We start from the raw sequence: 16,324 nt of genomic DNA on the forward strand, positions 1-16,324 counted from the left end.
ATTTGCACCACGAAGGATGATGGGAACAAGATGGGTTAACTCATTCTGTAGGGCGCGCGACCCCGGTTGCCGAATGCCGAATGTCCGCGTGAAACTCTGGGATTATGCCCAGAACCGTACGACCCCCATCATATCGGCACCACTAGTCCTTCCACCTCGGCCAATTTCTTCTGGTTCATATCTAATGTGAGGAATGCACCCGCACCCAGATGAAGTGCAGTGGCCACGTGGAGAATGTCTGCTAAGCGGTGACCTCCATCTAAAGTATGCGCGCCGCTCAGCGACTCCGCCCGCTGATGCACGTCAGCCCAATCTACAGGCAGCACACTCAGGATTCCCGCATTCAGATCGATCTGAATATCTCGCAGCATTTGCAGGCCTTCATTTTGGGGAAACCCCTGAGTTCTGTCATGGTTGTACAGACGGATTTGGAGCCGCACGGACTGCCGAAACTCCAGCAGCAACAGACTCGAGACCCGTAGCGGTCCTAGAAGCCCCACCATGAAAGCATCCGCTTTCGAAGAATTAAACTGCGTCCGGTAAAGCGCACAGAGAAAGGACGTGTCGGGAAAGTGACTCATCCTTCTTCCCCCTCTAGCTCGTCTTCCCGCATTGCCGCCACCTCCCCTTCGGTGAATACCCGATCACCCCAAATAGCCTTGCGACGCGCAGCAAAGTCAGGTTTGGCAGGACGAGCATCCCGCGCGGGGGTCCATCCCGTGAGCACCCCGATGGGTTTCCCACGCTTTTCGATATGGATTTCTTCTCCTTCGGCGAGCCATACTTCAAGCTTTGAGAAGGAATTACGCAGATCACGAACAGTTACGGTTCTCATGTGGACATATTTAGTCCACATACCATTTCGCGTCAATAAAAGTTTTACGCAAAGTCCGCGACGGGACGTAAAGTTTTTTTCATGATTGCCAGACGTGGTGAGAGGGCCTTATCCTCGGCGCGATGAAACGCCTATTCTTTTTAATCATTTTATTCGGAACCCCCGTTTTCTCCCATGCGGATGAAATCCAATTACCACCTCCTGTGCGCGACGGGTTAAAGGCCTTGATCGACAAGGGGGCACAACAAGCTGTTAATATCTGGGTAAAAGGAACCCCTGTCGAAAAAGATGCAAAACTGACCACCAGCCTCCTGCAAAATCTCGAACCCATGATCGCCATGATGGGTAATGTGAATGGTTATGAGATCGTCCGCCAGGTCCAGATCAGCCCGTCGGTGGTCACCTCCTATATCGTGATCAAACTCGATCTAGGCCCGATTTACATGGTTTCGGACGCCTACCAGTCAAAAAACGGGTGGATCATCGCCAATATCCGTTTTGACGGGAATCTGCGTCCGCTCTTTAGCGAAGACTTCATTATTGATCTTTACGATCAGGCCCAAAAGAAGTAGTCATTGATCCCTTATGTTTGAATCCCTGACGGATAAACTCCAGCAGGCCTTTAAAACCCTCTCGGGTTATGGCCGTATCTCGGAGAATAATATCGGAGACGCTCTGCGCGAAGTGCGCATGGCGCTGCTCGACGCTGACGTGAATTTCCAAGTCGTCAAAGACTTCATCGAGCGGGTGAAAGAAAAGTCCCTCGGAGCGGAGGTCATTAAGTCCGTTTCCCCCGGCCAACAAATCATCAAAATCATCCATGATGAATTAGTCGGCCTCCTCGGATCGGAAAATGCCGAGCTGAATACAAACTACAACCCCACTAAAATCATGATGGTCGGGCTGCACGGCTCCGGGAAAACGACCTCCACTGGGAAACTCGCCAAGCTCCTGCAAAAACAAGGCAAAACCCCGCTCCTCGTGGCTTGTGACGTTTACCGCCCTGCGGCTATCGACCAGCTCAAAACCCTCGGGGCCCAGCTCAATATCCCGGTTTATACAAAACTCGGCGAAATGAATGTCCCGAAAATCGCCGAGGAAGCCATCGGATTTGCTATCCTCAAACAATGTAACGTCCTGATTTTTGACACGGCCGGACGCCTCCAGATCGATGAACCACTCGTCGAGGAACTCAAAAACCTGAAGAGCAAGGTCAAACCCCAGGAAATCATCCTGGTGGCGGACAGTTCCTTAGGCCAACAAGCCGTCGATGTGGCCAAAGGTTTTAATGACGCCCTCGACCTGACCGGGGTGATCCTGACTAAACTCGACGGTGACGCCCGCGGGGGAGCAGCCATTTCCATCAGGTCTGTGACCGGAAAACCCATTAAATTCGTCGGGACCGGCGAAAAAATGGATGCCTTGGAGCCATTCCACCCGGATCGTATGGCCTCACGTATCCTCGGGATGGGTGATATCGTGACCTTGGTCGAAAAAGCCCAGGAACATATCGATACAGACAAGGCCGAGGAGCTGGAGCGCAAAATGCGCAAAGGCGACATGGACATGAATGATTTTCTGGAGCAGCTCCGGCAAGTAAAAAATATGGGGAATTTGGAGAATTTACTTGGCATGCTCCCCGGAGTTGGTAATGTGCTCAGTTCCCAGTCAGGCGGCGGGCTTATTGCGCAGGGCGAGAAACAGATGAAACGCTCTGAGGCGATGATCCAGTCCATGACACCGGGTGAGAGGCGTTTTCCGCATCTGATAAATGTCAGTCGCAGACAACGTATCGCCCGTGGCAGCGGTGCTTCCCTTGTGGAAGTGAATCAATTCTTGAAGCAATTCGAGGAAATGAAAAAAATGATGAAAAACATGGGTAAAATGCAAAAACTCATGACGAAAATGGGAGGCGGGCTCCCGATGCAGATGCCCGGCATGCCCCGCTAAAAACGGGGAAATCAGAATAAAGAAAACAAGCATTGGCAATAAACAAACAGGATTTGTCAGAGGAAAAAAGTTATGGCAGTTAAGATTCGTCTCACCCGTACGGGAACAACAAACGCACCCAGCTATCGTCTGGTTGTCACCGATAATCGTAATCCCCGTGACGGTCGTTACCTTGAAAATCTCGGGACTTATACCCCGAGGGATGCAAAGCAGAATTCCGATTTGAAGCTCGATCGTATCGAGCATTGGCTTTCTAAAGGTGCAGAAATGACCGAAACAGCTGCGAGCTTGATTAAAAAAGCGCGTAAAATCGCCGTCCAAGTCGCGTAGTTTTGGATTTTTATCACCCAACGGGTAATTCCTTTAGCGGAATGCCGGGAGGTCAAAAAAACAATGCAAATTGAAGTTTTGACCTTGTTCCCCGGAATCGTCGAGGGTTCGGTGGGTGAAAGCATTATTAAACGCGCACAGGAAAAGGAACTCGTTTCGATTCGTGTGCGGAATTTACGGGATTGGACCCGTGACCGGCATAAAACAGCCGATGACCGCCCTTACGGGGGTGGTGCAGGGATGGTTCTGAAACCCGAACCGATATTTGAGGCGGTGGACGCCATCTGTGGGGAGTCGAAGTCAGAATGGCATGTGATTCTGACTTCTCCCGCAGGAAAAGCCCTCACGCAGGAAAAAGCGCGGGAGCTGGCCGGAAGGCCAAAAGTTCTTTTGATATGCGGTCATTATGAAGGAATCGATGAAAGGGTCAGGACGGCCCTCGTCGACGAGGAAATCTCCATCGGAGATTATATCCTGACGAATGGTTCTCTGGCGGCCTCGGTGATTATCGACGCCACGGTCCGGCTCATCCCCGGAGTGCTTGGTTGTGAGGAATCCGCCGAGACTGAGTCATTCAACGATTTCCTTTTGGAGTATCCCCATTACACACGGCCCGAGAATTACCGGGACATACCGGTGCCGGGGGTTCTCCTCTCGGGTAACCACGCGCAAATTGCGCAATGGCGATACGAGGAGTCCCTGAGACGGACCACCGAAAGGCGACCGGATCTCTTAGAAAAACATTTGCAGTACAAGAAAACCAATTAAAAAAAACAAATAGAGTGGAGAAGACATATGAGCAGCGCAGTTGACATCATCCGTGCGATCGAAGCCGAACAATTTAAAACTGATCTCGCCCCTTTCAATATAGGGGACACGATCAAAGTACACACCCGTGTTAAAGAAGGTGAAAAAGCCCGTATCCAGATTTTTGCCGGGCTCGTCATTGCCAAAAAAGGAACCGGGATTAATGCAAATTTCACCGTCCGCCGTATTTCTTATGGTGAAGGTGTCGAGCGTATCTTCCCCCTCCACTCCCCAAATATCGCCAAGGTCGAAGTGGATAAACATGGAGCCCCACGCCGCGCCAAACTTTATTACCTCCGCGATCGCCTCGGTAAAGAAGCCCTTCTCGTTAAAGAAAAAGGCGGCCGTAAAAAATAGTTTTTATTAAGAACCCCTCTCTAAAGGTTTTCTTTTATAACACCCGTCACTTGACCAAGTGACGGGTGTTTTTTTATATGAATTTTCCGGTGCCGACCGGTTAGGCCTTTTCCCAGCGGCTAACGGCCAAGGGAAGGTGGGTGGGCGGAGAAGTCGGGGGAAAGAAAATATTGCGCCGTCGATAAGAAGTGATAGAATCAGGATGTGGGATATCCCACTAAAATAAAAAACACTCTAAGCTGGAATCAAGAGTTCATCCACACGGTGATGATAAGATACAAAAGCCTCATATCACTTAAAAAATGCTAATCACTCTGAGAATAAGGAGCAACTAACATGACGACGACATTAGTCAAAAAGTATGAAGCGCATTTGGATGCCAAAAAACGTCTAGTCCTCCGGGGAACAGAATATCAGCACTACCAAGTCCGTATCTATAAGGATGGCCATGTCGAGTTGGAGCCCCGAGTGCTCATTCATCCCTGCGCGGTATCGAAACGAACACTTAAAACCATGGATGCATCGATGGCTAACTTCAAAAAAGGAAAAGTCTCCAAGCCCATTGATCTGTCCAGATACTAATCTGGAGGAGCAAGAAAATGGACCGTTTCGAGATCGTCATGGGCGTCCCTCATATGGGAAAATATTGGGACGAGCTGAAAAAAAACAGGCATCAAATAGACTATCAAAGTCCGAACAGAAGGACTTCAAGAAACTCATCAAGGCCTTCAAGTTGTTGGAGGCGAATCCCCAATATCCGGGATTACAATCACACGAGATTGATCCTCTGACGCGGCGTTATGGTTCAAAGGTCTTTCAGTCCTATCTGGAAAACAGGAAACCCGCCACCGGTCGGCTCTTTTGGGTGTACGGCCCAGGCAAAGGTCAGATCACAATCATCGGTCTTGAACCGCACCCTGAAGATAACAAAAGGGGCGGTTATGATCGTGTGGAACTGTCCCAGTTACGGCCCCACAAATCGTCGGATAAAGCTTTAAAAAAGAGTTTTTTTCTTTGTTAGGCCTTACCCCAAGAGCCAAGGAGAGGTGGGGGTGGGTCTATGACAGGAGTGTGATGGATCCGCGGTGGTGGGCGGAGAAGTCGGGGGAGAAAAGTGCTGGATCATTGAAGAAAAAAACTGTCCAATATGAAGAGGAAGTTACTGAGAACTAAAAAATGGAGCCGTTTATGGTAGGAATTATCTCGCAAACTAACTGCCATTCCAGTCTGGCCTCGATTTCTATTGCTATTGGTGCGTGCAGACGTATGGCAGTAATAACGATTATGTGAGGCTGAGATTTTAGATTATTTTTTTCAGCAAATTGCTCAAGAGGCTATCTTTGGGGAGCATACTCGCTCCCCGAGTGTTGCAGGCATACACCCGCTCCGCCGTTTTTTATCAAATGCCCCCGGAAGGCGTTCGGGGCCTAAATGGTTCCATCGGGCGGGGACGCCCTCGGATGCACTCGGGGACACATGCTCTCCCCGATCCTCGGCAAGCAGAGCCGCCCGCCCTACCCGCGTAAAAATCAAAACTTCTTCCTTCGGGAGCAAATTGCTCCCTAGATGGGAACGGGAGCTCTGTCGCCCTACACACTCACTCGTCAGGCTTTTTCTTCGTGCCCTTTGTGATCTTCGTGGTGAATACCCCCCCCTTTGACGGACTTGCGCTGTGAAACTCATCTGTTTTGGAGGGGGTTTGCCGGGCAACTTGCGCGTTGACTTGATGGGGTGAATGTTCTTGAACAGTATTCATGCGCAAAACCATCCTTTTCCCATTATTTGCCGCGCTGATCGCGGCTTTCACTTTCCCTGGTTGTTCCCAAGGGGAAAAAGCCAGCAAAACGGTCGCTGAAGGCCAGATGATTAGTAAAATCCGGACGCGGGGAGTATTAAAAATCGGTGTAGCCATTTTTGTGCCTTGGGTGATCCAGGGTAAAGACGGTAACCTGAAAGGGTTTGAAGTCGAACTGGCAAATCAACTTGCCGCCGACATGCAGGTCAAACCACAATTTGTCATCAGCGACTTTGACCAGTTGATCCCCAAACTCCAAGCCGGTGAAATCGACATCATCATCTCGGGAATGTCGATCACCCCTGAACGCGCCCTGAAAGTCAATTTCACGGTCCCTTATAATGAATCCGGTACTTATATCGTGGGGAATAAAAAGAGCATGAAAAAGGTCGAAAAACCTGATGATTTGAATGATAAAAAGTATGTGATCGGATTTGTCGCAGGCACGATATTTGAAAACACGGCCCAGAAAATTTTCACAAAAGCAGAACTACATCCCTTCAGCAGCGATGATGAATGTTACAAGGCGCTCAACCTCATGCAAATCGATGCCGTGATCTCCTCGAGCCCCCGCCCCGAACTGGAAGTCCTCATGAATCCTGACAAATTTTTCATTCCGTTCAACGATTCCCTCACGAATACGGGTCAAGCCATGGTCATCCAGAAAGGGGATCCTGATTTTGTGAATTTCCTAAATTCCTGGATATTCTATTACACAGCAAACCAATGGTTGCTTGAGAGAAGACACTACTGGTTCCGTACATTGGACTGGAAAGACGCCGATGTGACTTTCGGTTTAAACTAATGCCTCCGACACTGGATTTCGAAAAGGTGGCCAGGTTCAAGGGCTACGTGCAAATTGCGGGAATCGATGAGGCCGGGCGCGGACCGTGGGCGGGACCGGTTTCTGCCGCAGCGGTGATCTTGCCTAGAGATTTTGCGCACGCGGTCCTGAATGACTCCAAACAACTCACCGAAAAAAAGCGGGAAATAATTTTTGAAGAGTTAATGGCGGACAAACAAATTCTTTGGGGCATCGGTTTAGCTAGCGCAGAAGAGATCGATTCCCTGAATATCCTCCGTGCCACCCATCTGGCTATGCAACGGGCTGTGGCGGATTTATGCAGCACCCCCGATTTCCTCCTCATTGATGGACGCCCAGTCAAAGGTTTCGCCATTCCCCAACAAGCCATCGTCAAAGGGGACGCCAAAAGTCTGTCAATCGCCGCCGCATCGATTCTGGCAAAAGTGACCCGAGACCGTTTGATGCTGGAAATCGGCCGGGAATTCCCTCAATATGGATTTGCAAAACACAAAGGATATGGAACAGCCCAACACTCAAAAACCCTTCAAGAATTTGGTCCGTGTCCCGTTCACCGTAAAAGCTTCGCGCCTGTTCGCGCGGCTCTTGCTCAAAGACCCCTCTGAGACAAAGGCCATCGGTGATTTCGGTGAAGAGATGGCGGCCTATTATCTCAGGAAATACCACCGTTATAAAATCCTCGCCCGTCAATGGGAGGCTGAACACGGGGAAATCGACCTCCTCGCGCGTGACCGCGACACCCTCGTCTTTGTAGAGGTCAAAACCCGGGCTTCTGAAGATTTCGGCAGGGCTGCGGCAGCGGTCAATGCCCAAAAGCGGCGCAACCTCAGCCGTGCAGCACTCGAATACCTCCGCCGCCTCAATAAAAAGGATATATACTTCCGCTTTGATATCGTCGAGGTGGTCAAAGTCGAGGCACCGGAGACTTATGAATGCCGCCTGATTCAAAATGCATTTGAACTCAGCACACCTTATCGTTATTAACTAGGGGATCACCTATGAAAATTCCTTTTATCAAAATGAATGGCGCGGGTAATGACTTTGTCATGATCGATAACCGCGATCTGAAAACAAACCTGACCAAAACCCAGATCGAACACATCTGTGAGCGCCACCGAGGTGTCGGGGCGGACGGGCTCCTCGCTGTCGAACCCGCCCAAAAGGGGGGTAACTACCGTTTCCGTTATTATAATAGTGACGGCGGCGAAGCTGAAATGTGCGGCAATGGGGCGCGTTGTTTTGCGCGTTTCGCCCAGAGACTCTCTCCGGGAGCTAATCAACTGGCCTTTGAAACAATCGCCGGAATGATCCACGCTATTTTCGAAGGTACACTCGTCCGCTTGAATCTCAGTGATCCTAAAGGCTTTGAACTGAATAAAAAAATCAAGCTCTCCGACGGGGAATTCCTCATCCATAACTGTAACACGGGAGTGCCCCATGCTGTACTGATCGTCGATGACGCTGACAAAGCCTATGTCGGTAAATACGGGGCGGAAATCCGTTACCACGCTGATTATGCGCCCAAAGGCACCAATGTGAATTTTGTCCAAAAAACGGGGGAAGACTCGATCCGTGTCCGCACGTATGAGCGCGGGGTGGAAGGCGAAACCCTCGCCTGCGGGACCGGGGTGAGCGCCTCGGCGATTGTTGCTCATTACGTCCTCGGAACTAAGACCCCCGTCAAGGTAAAGGTGCAGGGTGGAGACACCCTCGAAGTCGATTTTACAGTGGAAAATGAGCAAATCTCGAGGGTTTTCCTCAAGGGGCCTGCGGATTTCACCTTCAGCGGTGAAATCGAGATTGAGTAGTGGACTCCCCGGAAATCACAAGCGGGGCGAGAATATCTTACGCGTGACAACCGGGGCAAATTGCTTTAGTTAAAAAACCACCATGTTTAACGGTACATACACAGCTTTAGTGACCCCCTTCCGGAATGGAAAAATCGACACACAGGCATTTGACAAGCTCATACAAGGGCAAATTGCAGGGGGCGTGGACGGGATTGTGCCAGTCGGTACGACCGGTGAATCCCCCACCCTCGATCATGATGAACACATCGAGGTCATCCGATTGGCAAAGGAATACTCACGCGATAAGCTCAAGGTAATTGCCGGAACTGGAGCAAATTGCACCAAAGAAGCTATCGAGCTGACCCTGGCTGCCGAGGCCCTCGGCATCGACGGCACCTTGCAAGTGGCCCCCTATTATAACAAGCCCAGCCAAGAGGGGCTTTACCAGCATTTTGCCGCAATCGCACGTGCGACGAAACTGCCGATCATCCTTTACAGTATTCCCGGACGTTGCGGGATCGAGATTTCAGTTGAAACCACTCTCCGCCTCGCCACAGACTTTAAAAATGTGGTTTGTATGAAGGAAGCCGGCGGGACACCCGAGCGCGTCAGTGCCCTGCGCCAAGCGGGACTCCCCGGAAACTTCACCATCCTGAGCGGAGACGATTCACAGACGCTTCCCTTTATGAGCGTCGGTGCTGTCGGTGTCATCAGCGTGGCCTCAAACCTGATTCCGTTGGAAGTCTCCAAAATGGTTCGGCTTTTTGCCCAAGGCGACCTCGATGCCGCGCGCAGATTGCACGAGCGGCTCTACCCGGCATTCAAGGACCTTTTCATCGAGACAAATCCGGTTCCGATCAAGGCGGCCCTTGCGATCAAAGGCCTGATTGCCGAGGAGTACCGTCTGCCATTGGTCCCCATGTCCGCCGCTAACCGTGCTAAAATGGTGGAATCCCTTAAAAAAGCAGGTGCTTTATGAGTGTGACAAATTTAATGATTGTCGGAGCCAAAGGTCGTATGGGCCAAATGCTCATCCAATGCGCCGGACAGGACAACGAACTCAAAGTCATCAAAGGGCTCGATATCGATAATCCCTCGTTTGATCCAGAGATCAAACAAGCACAGGCCGTTATTGAGTTCGCCCTCCACGATGCGACCACCCGGACCCTTGAGGCGTGTTTATCAAACAAAGTGCCCTTAGTCATTGGCACGACCGGCCACTCGAAAGAGGTCCTCGCGCAAATTGCGGCAGCGGCAAAGCTCATCCCTATCGTTCATGCGAGCAATTATAGCCTAGGAATGAATGCCCTTTTTTACCTCGTCAAAAGGGCCGCCGAAATCCTCGGTAGCGACTATGATCAAGAAGTCATCGAGATGCATCACCGCATGAAAAAGGATGCCCCCAGTGGTTCAGCCCTCTCGCTGGCGAAAGTCCTCGCCGAAGTTAAAAAACAAGATCTTGAGAAACTTACCCGGCACGGCCGCGAGGGAATGCCGGGTGAACGTAGCCGCGACGAAATCGGAATCCATGCTCTGCGCGGGGGTGACGTCGTCGGTGATCATACCGTCATGTTTGCCGGGATCGGTGAACGTGTGGAGCTCACCCATAAAGCCTCCAGCCGCGAGACATTCGCTCGTGGGGCTTTGCGTGCCGCGAAATGGGCCACGACCCAGACACCCGGCCTTTACGAAATGTCTGATGTCCTTGGTTTAAAGTGATTTTATGATCCCCGTGGGCATCGCTCTTGGTTCAAACGTGGGGGATTCCGCGGGGAATATTGATAAGGCTTTTGAATGGCTCAAAACCCTTTCTTTGGATGGTACCCTCATCCCCTCGGGCCTCTACTTGTCCACCCCTGTGGAATGTGCACCCGGCACCCCCCTTTTTCTGAATGCTGTCTGCGAAATGAATGTCTCTGACCAGACCGATCCCCCCGGATTCCTCCGCAAATTGCAACAATACGAAATCCTGTGCGGACGACCCGCGATCCATGGGATCAACCAACCACGGACTATCGACCTCGATATCATCTATTTCGGAAATAAACGGAGCAATTTGCGTGAACTGGTAATTCCCCACCCGCGTGCGCACACGAGGCAATTTGTACTGGAACCGCTCGCCGAAATCCGGCCCCATCTGGTTCTACCCAGGCAAACAAAAACCGTTACCCGGTTGCTCAATGAATTGTCCGATAGAGACCCGCTCTTCAAAAAGATGTCCAGCCCATGAGAAACCTTTTCATTCTCCCTGGATTTGTCTAGGCTTTCAAATCGTGAATCAAGGCAGCCTGAAAACTTTTGGAATCGTCGCCGGCAGCGGGGTTTATCCCCGGTTAATGGCACGTGCGGCCCGCCATAATGGGGTCGAGAAGATAATCGTCGCAGCTTTCGAGAATGAAACCGACCCGCAAATTGCTTCGTTTGTCGATGAGGTAATCTGGATGCGTGTGGGACAGCTGGGAAAACTATGCAAATCCTTTAAGAATGCCGGAGTGCAAGAATGTGCCATGGTCGGGGCTATCGGGCTCAAAAACCTCTTTGACCTCAGGCCGGATTTACGCTGCATCAAAGTCATAGCGAGCCTGAAGGAAAGGAATGCCGCGACACTTTTCGGGGCGGTCGCGGGTGAACTCGAAAAAGACGGCATCCATGTCGTCGAAGCGACACGTTTCCTCGATGACATGCTCCCGCACGCCGGACATATTGCCGGGCCCAAGCCCGATAAAAAGCAATTAGCGGATATCGCTTACGGTTCACAAGTCGCCAAACAAATCAGCGCGATGAATATTGGCCAATCGGTGGTTGTCCGCAACGGGACAGTGCTTGCAGTCGAAGCCTATGAAAGCACCAGCGACACAATCATCCGGGGGGGTAAAGCAGGCAAAGAAAATGCCATTCTCGTGAAAGTCAGTAAACCCGGCCATGATTTCCGTTTTGATGTCCCTGTCATCGGGATTAAAACCCTGGAGATCGCCAAAGAGGCCCAAGTCAAAGTCATCGCCGTAGAGGCGAGAAAAACACTCCTGCTTGAGATCGAAGACCTGAAAGTTTTTGCTGACCGCCACAAAATCACCCTCTACGCTTTTGATCCGGAGCAGATTCCATCATGAAAGAAATCCAAGATCATTCAAAAATTTTTGTCATGGCCGGCGAGGCCAGCGGGGACGCAATCGCTGCCACAGTCATTGAGTGCCTTAAAACCCAACACCCCGGGATTGAAATATATGGGGCTGGCGGACAAAAATTAAAAGCTGCCGGACAAAAACAATGCCTCGACCTGACTCCCGATGCCGTGATGGGCGCCGCCGAGGTGATCCTGAAGCTCCCGAAATTTTTTAGTTACTTCAAACAAATCGTGAAGGAAATTGAAAACACCCATCCCGATATCCTTTTACTGGTTGACTACCCGGGATTCAATCTCCGCCTGGCAAAAGCGATAAGGAAAAAATCTCCTCAAATCAGGATTATCTACCTGATCTCGCCCAAAGCTTGGGCTTGGAAATCAGGACGTGCAAAAATACTCGAGAGAAATGTCGATCTCCTGATTTCAATATTCTCATTTGAAATGGATTGGTATCGCTGGAAATGCCCGAGCCTCAAAGTCGAATATGTCGGTCATCCTATGGTTGATGAACTCGAAAAGATCCAGGTTCCTGCCAACCGCGACCGGCATATCCTCGGGATTTTCCCCGGCAGCCGCCGTCGTGAAATCCAGCATATTCTGCCTCCCCTCTTGGATGCCGCCCGCAGGATCAAAGAAAGAAGTATCATTAATAAAATATTTATCGCCGCGCCAAATGAATTGGCCGCTGAACAAGTCCGAGCAGTCATTCACTCACAGAGTGCCAAATATCCCACGGCGACCTATGATATTGTCACAGGGATGTCCCGTGAGGTGGCGGCCCAATCATTCGTCGGCATAGTCAAGTCGGGTACGATCACCGCCGAATGTGCTTATCTGGGACTGCCCATGGTGGTGGTTTATAAGGCCGGATTACTGGAGGCTTTCCTGATGTGGATTTTTGTCAGGGTCAAATATTTCTCATTGGTGAACCTCATTGCTGGGCGCGAGGTCGTCCGGGAACTGGCCCAATTTTATGTCACTGGCCCGAAAGTCGCCCAAGAAACCCTGAAGCTGATCAATAACCTAAAAGCCAACCAAGAATGTGCCCGAGGACTCAGTGAAGTCCGTCAAAAGCTGGGTACTGCCGGTGCGGCTGGCCGGGCAGCAACATTAATTAATGAAGTTTTGAAAAAAGACGAACTTGCGTTATTGTGAAGCCATGTCGGATGTCTATCAACAACTCGGGGAGCTCTTGGATGTATTCGTCGGTGGAAAAACATTGCCGGAAGGAAAAAACATATCTGTTATCCTTCAGGAACTCGACCACATCAAAGATACGTGTCGTGAAGAGCTCGATCCACAAATGCTGCATTACCTTGACCGTCGCAGTTACGAAAAAGCTTTTGCCTACTTAAAAAATCCACAACTTCCCCACCGTCCATGATATCCCCAATCAAAACGTGCCTTTTTATCTTCTTAATCACCTGCACCACACAGGTCTTTCCGGCGATTAACGAGTCTTCGATTCCAAAGGCCATGACCCCGGAGCTTTTCGAAGTATTCCCCATGGAAATCAAAGACGGGTATGTCGTCTTATCAAAAACGATCCTGCTCGGTGAACAAGGCATTATTCCGGCCGGGACAATCATCCTGAATCTTCATGCCCCTGTCTTAAAAAATCAAAAAGATACACGCAGTTATGCTTCTGATGACAGGCTGAAAAACACTTTTACAAAAGGACGCGGATTAAGAAATGCCTACACAGACCTCACACCAGAGCAAAGGGCTGCTAACAAACGAACCTCCCAGACAGAATGGTTTGAAACGGAAGTTTTTGTCGAGGCCCTCCGATACGCCTCAAAAAATCCCCTCTCCTTGAGTTATGTGGATCCAGTAAAAAATACGATTGAAACAGCTCCATTGATGTTATTTGAAGGAATGTTCGTCGCAGAAGATGCCGGTAAAATCACCGTCTTGGCAATTGCCCAAAATGGCCGAGCGGCTCAGGCAGGTTTCTTGACCGGGGATATCATCACGACTTTGAATAATAAGCCCCTGCCCAACGGAGTAAATTCTTTAGTGGAAGAATATTCTCTTCATAAAAAAATGTCCGGTACGCAGCAGGCTGAAATGATATTCAGTGTTAATCGAAAAGGGGAACAGATTAGCCATACGCTTAAAGCCCCTGTCTCATTGAATTCTAGTTTTTTCTAGAAACGGAAAAAATCATAAGCATTTTGGGTGGTCACCTTAGCGACTTCCTCAAGGTTTATCCCTTTGATTTCAGCAATCTTCTCTGCAACAAGACGGGTATGGGCCGGTTCACACCTTTTCCCGCGGAAAGGAACAGGAGCCAGGTACGGACAATCTGTCTCCACCATCATCGCCTCTAGGGGAAGGGCCTTGACGGTGTCCTGGATTTCTTTGGCATTTTTAAAGGTTACAATTCCAGTAAATGATACTAAGGAACCAATTTCAAGAATCTGCGCGGCCTCTGCGGCATTATTGACAAAACAGTGCCATACCCCGCGGACCTTCTCCTTATATTCAGTCATAATCCTCAGGCAATCGTCAAAAGCACTCCGTTGATGAACGACGACATTTAATCCCAGCTCCACAGCGAGATCGAGTTGCTGGCGAAATATCAGTTCTTGTTTGACCTTATAAGGATCATCCCGTTTTTTCTTTTCAGATTCGCTGGCGTCTGGACCAAGGGATTCACTCGGTAAATGGTAATAATCCAGGCCGGTTTCACCGATAGCGACTACTTTGGGTGCACGGGCTATTTCAAGCAGCGTTGCGATCACATTATCAGGGGCCTCCAAACAATCGGTCGGGTGCCAACCAACGGCTGCGTAGACGCTTTCATAACGCGCTGCGAGGGCGACCGCCCCTTGGCTGGAAGTAGCCTTTGTCCCAATCGAAATGATTTTGGATATTCCTCTTTCATTCGCTTGTGACAAAAGGATTTCGCGGTCATCATCAAAGGTAGCGTAATCCAAATGGGCATGTGTCTCAATGAGTTCCATAATCACCTTTATTCTTCGGCCTTCCAGAGTCTTTATTCAAGGCTATTTTCATCATGGCAGATTGATGCTATAGGATAAATACGGTTATGGATCAAAAAAATAAATCCCTCAAAGGGGCATTCCTCTTGGACAACGGGTCTTTAGCAGGGACTTTTTTTGCCCGCTCGGTTATTTTAATTTGTGAACACAATGAAAAAGGGGCTTACGGATTGATCGTGAATAAATCGGTATCCACCACCATCGGCTCAGCCCTCGCCGCCGACCTTCCTCAAAAAACAAAAAACTCACCCCTTTTTATCGGCGGCCCGGTTCAGACAAAATCCCTGAGCTTTCTCTATACCTCCTCGGAAGACTCTTTCCACTCTGTCATCAAGGGAGTGGACCTCGGGCATGATCTGGACGATTTGCAGGAGATATCTAGACAAGATGATCCTTTGTTCAAGGTGAAGATTTTTGCCGGTTATTCAGGATGGACTTCCGGGCAGCTGGAAAATGAAATCGAGAGGGACTCTTGGTTAATCCTCCCATCAGATTCCAACCAGATTTATGAAGAGCCTCATGATACCTTATGGCAAGGTATGCTCCAAGCACTCGGATGGAAATACAAACTCATCGCTGACTTTCCCGAGGATACTTCCTTAAATTAAACTCCTCCCCCATGAGTTTTCTCTTGCACGGTTGAATAATGTTGAGTAAATCTTTTCATTCGTTTCATGCGCGGTTAGCTCAGTGGTAGAGCACTACCTTGACACGGTAGGGGTCACAGGTTCGAACCCTGTATCGCGCACCACTTCTTCTGATTAGAATGCCTATTTACCATTATATACAATACTAAATCGCTCTGACTTTATGCTGATTTAATAAAAATATCTATTGATAGTAATCTCTAACTATCATAATATGAATAAATGATTGACGGTGGTGAACTAAGGGTCCTCTGCGTTGATGATGATGTCGTTATGTTAGAATTAGTGGTATCATTCATCAATTCTCTCGGATATACGGCGATTGAAGCCGTTACCTTTGATGATGCCTTGAGCAAGGTACAATCTTACTCACCGCACATTATCATCTGTGACTGGAAACTTGAGGATAAAGATGGGTTGGATCTTTGTCGCCGCATACGCACCCTCGATCAGGTTGGATACATTTATTTTATTCTCCTTACCGCTTACGGCGGTGAACGGAACGCGGCCACAGCTATGGATGCGGGAATTGATGACTTCTTAACCAAACCAGTTCAAAGAAATGAATTAATTTCTCGTATGAAGGTTGGCAAACGGATTGTTAACGCCATCAACTCAAAACAGCGGCCTATCCATGATGAAGAAGGGCTACCTGTATGTGTTTATTGTAAATCTGTGGAAGACAAGGCTCGGGTTTGGGGGCCGGTAGAAGCTTATCTGGCTAAACTCACATCGGAGCCCATTCTTCCGGATATTTGTCCTACATGTTATGACCGTATCATGAGATTTAATTCTCCAAGATCATCACATCCTCAATCTCATCCGACTGCCTGATAGAATATTGGGTTAATTAACTCC

Annotated in this window: 22 protein-coding genes, 1 tRNA gene and 1 pseudogene; 21 read left to right on the forward strand and 3 right to left on the reverse strand. The window is 49.5% G+C overall.

The features are described 5' to 3' along the window. Positions 1-128: 128 nt before the first annotated feature. Both SGI98_09380 and SGI98_09385 read right to left on the reverse strand, forming a co-directional pair. Positions 129-581, reverse strand: coding sequence for a PIN domain-containing protein (locus SGI98_09380; protein ID MDZ4743614.1), 453 nt, complete (start codon positions 579-581; stop codon positions 129-131). After that, a complete protein-coding gene (locus SGI98_09385; protein ID MDZ4743615.1) occupies positions 578-835 on the reverse strand; it encodes a prevent-host-death protein in 258 nt (85 codons plus the stop codon). Before SGI98_09385 ends, SGI98_09380 begins: the two co-directional genes overlap by 4 nt. A 122-nt stretch (positions 836-957) precedes the next feature. Here SGI98_09385 and SGI98_09390 point away from each other — a divergent pair, with 122 nt between their 5' ends. The 18 genes and pseudogenes from SGI98_09390 (at position 958) to SGI98_09475 (ending at position 13,965) form a co-directional block, all read left to right on the forward strand. Next, on the forward strand, positions 958-1,407 hold the full coding sequence (locus SGI98_09390) for a hypothetical protein (protein MDZ4743616.1): 450 nt from the start codon (positions 958-960) through the stop codon (positions 1,405-1,407). 13 nt (positions 1,408-1,420) lie between these two features. Beyond that, positions 1,421-2,785 (forward strand): signal recognition particle protein, encoded by a 1,365-nt coding sequence (gene ffh, locus SGI98_09395; GenBank protein ID MDZ4743617.1) that lies wholly within the window; start codon positions 1,421-1,423, stop codon positions 2,783-2,785. Between the two features lie 72 nt (positions 2,786-2,857). Continuing rightward, positions 2,858-3,115 (forward strand): 30S ribosomal protein S16, encoded by a 258-nt coding sequence (rpsP, locus tag SGI98_09400; protein MDZ4743618.1) that lies wholly within the window; start codon positions 2,858-2,860, stop codon positions 3,113-3,115. A gap of 63 nt (positions 3,116-3,178) precedes the next feature. Beyond that, complete coding sequence (gene trmD, locus SGI98_09405) at positions 3,179-3,883, forward strand: tRNA (guanosine(37)-N1)-methyltransferase TrmD (protein MDZ4743619.1); 705 nt, start codon at positions 3,179-3,181, stop codon at positions 3,881-3,883. Positions 3,884-3,910: 27 nt separating this feature from the next. Further along, positions 3,911-4,279, forward strand: coding sequence for a 50S ribosomal protein L19 (gene rplS / locus SGI98_09410; GenBank protein MDZ4743620.1), 369 nt, complete (start codon positions 3,911-3,913; stop codon positions 4,277-4,279). Between the two features lie 336 nt (positions 4,280-4,615). Beyond that, complete coding sequence (locus tag SGI98_09415; protein ID MDZ4743621.1) at positions 4,616-4,861, forward strand: hypothetical protein; 246 nt, start codon at positions 4,616-4,618, stop codon at positions 4,859-4,861. A 17-nt stretch (positions 4,862-4,878) separates the two neighbouring features. Then, positions 4,879-5,300, forward strand: a pseudogene (locus SGI98_09420) (hypothetical protein). A 733-nt stretch (positions 5,301-6,033) separates the two neighbouring features. Then, on the forward strand, positions 6,034-6,879 hold the full coding sequence (locus SGI98_09425) for a transporter substrate-binding domain-containing protein (protein ID MDZ4743622.1): 846 nt from the start codon (positions 6,034-6,036) through the stop codon (positions 6,877-6,879). After that, positions 6,879-7,502, forward strand: coding sequence for a ribonuclease HII (locus SGI98_09430; protein MDZ4743623.1), 624 nt, complete (start codon positions 6,879-6,881; stop codon positions 7,500-7,502). Before SGI98_09425 ends, SGI98_09430 begins: the two co-directional genes overlap by 1 nt. After that, a complete protein-coding gene (locus tag SGI98_09435) occupies positions 7,483-7,881 on the forward strand; it encodes a YraN family protein (GenBank protein MDZ4743624.1) in 399 nt (132 codons plus the stop codon). Before SGI98_09430 ends, SGI98_09435 begins: the two co-directional genes overlap by 20 nt. A gap of 14 nt (positions 7,882-7,895) precedes the next feature. Then, complete coding sequence (gene dapF, locus SGI98_09440) at positions 7,896-8,705, forward strand: diaminopimelate epimerase (protein ID MDZ4743625.1); 810 nt, start codon at positions 7,896-7,898, stop codon at positions 8,703-8,705. 82 nt (positions 8,706-8,787) lie between these two features. Beyond that, positions 8,788-9,666 (forward strand): 4-hydroxy-tetrahydrodipicolinate synthase, encoded by an 879-nt coding sequence (gene dapA, locus SGI98_09445; GenBank protein ID MDZ4743626.1) that lies wholly within the window; start codon positions 8,788-8,790, stop codon positions 9,664-9,666. Continuing rightward, the gene (gene dapB, locus SGI98_09450; protein MDZ4743627.1) at positions 9,663-10,406 is read left to right on the forward strand and encodes a 4-hydroxy-tetrahydrodipicolinate reductase; all 744 of its coding nucleotides are present in this window, start codon (positions 9,663-9,665) and stop codon (positions 10,404-10,406) included. The genes dapA and dapB overlap by 4 nt, the downstream gene beginning before the upstream one ends. A gap of 4 nt (positions 10,407-10,410) precedes the next feature. Next, complete coding sequence (gene folK / locus SGI98_09455; GenBank protein ID MDZ4743628.1) at positions 10,411-10,917, forward strand: 2-amino-4-hydroxy-6-hydroxymethyldihydropteridine diphosphokinase; 507 nt, start codon at positions 10,411-10,413, stop codon at positions 10,915-10,917. Between the two features lie 43 nt (positions 10,918-10,960). Next, entirely contained in the window at positions 10,961-11,797 is an 837-nt protein-coding gene (lpxI, locus tag SGI98_09460; GenBank protein ID MDZ4743629.1) for a UDP-2,3-diacylglucosamine diphosphatase LpxI, read from the forward strand. Next, positions 11,794-12,966, forward strand: a complete 1,173-nt coding sequence (gene lpxB / locus SGI98_09465) for a lipid-A-disaccharide synthase (GenBank protein ID MDZ4743630.1) — start codon at positions 11,794-11,796, stop codon at positions 12,964-12,966. The genes lpxI and lpxB overlap by 4 nt, the downstream gene beginning before the upstream one ends. A gap of 4 nt (positions 12,967-12,970) precedes the next feature. Further along, positions 12,971-13,195, forward strand: a complete 225-nt coding sequence (locus tag SGI98_09470; protein MDZ4743631.1) for a hypothetical protein — start codon at positions 12,971-12,973, stop codon at positions 13,193-13,195. Then, positions 13,192-13,965: a hypothetical protein gene (locus SGI98_09475; protein ID MDZ4743632.1), complete on the forward strand. Its 774-nt coding sequence runs from the start codon at positions 13,192-13,194 to the stop codon at positions 13,963-13,965. Before SGI98_09470 ends, SGI98_09475 begins: the two co-directional genes overlap by 4 nt. Here the strand turns inward: SGI98_09475 and SGI98_09480 are convergent. Next, positions 13,962-14,780 (reverse strand): TatD family hydrolase, encoded by an 819-nt coding sequence (locus SGI98_09480; GenBank protein ID MDZ4743633.1) that lies wholly within the window; start codon positions 14,778-14,780, stop codon positions 13,962-13,964. The genes SGI98_09475 and SGI98_09480 overlap by 4 nt on opposite strands. An 86-nt stretch (positions 14,781-14,866) precedes the next feature. Between SGI98_09480 and SGI98_09485 the strand changes: the two genes are divergently transcribed. The 3 genes from SGI98_09485 (at position 14,867) to SGI98_09495 (ending at position 16,300) form a co-directional block, all read left to right on the forward strand. Then, positions 14,867-15,427 (forward strand): YqgE/AlgH family protein, encoded by a 561-nt coding sequence (locus SGI98_09485; protein ID MDZ4743634.1) that lies wholly within the window; start codon positions 14,867-14,869, stop codon positions 15,425-15,427. A gap of 68 nt (positions 15,428-15,495) precedes the next feature. Then, positions 15,496-15,570 (forward strand) — tRNA-Val (locus SGI98_09490). A 118-nt stretch (positions 15,571-15,688) separates the two neighbouring features. Next, entirely contained in the window at positions 15,689-16,300 is a 612-nt protein-coding gene (locus SGI98_09495) for a response regulator (GenBank protein MDZ4743635.1), read from the forward strand. The last annotated feature ends 24 nt before the right edge of the window (positions 16,301-16,324 follow it).

It is taken from the genome of Verrucomicrobiota bacterium, from assembly GCA_034440155.1.
Taxonomy (GTDB): Bacteria; Verrucomicrobiota; Verrucomicrobiia; order JAWXBN01; family JAWXBN01; genus JAWXBN01.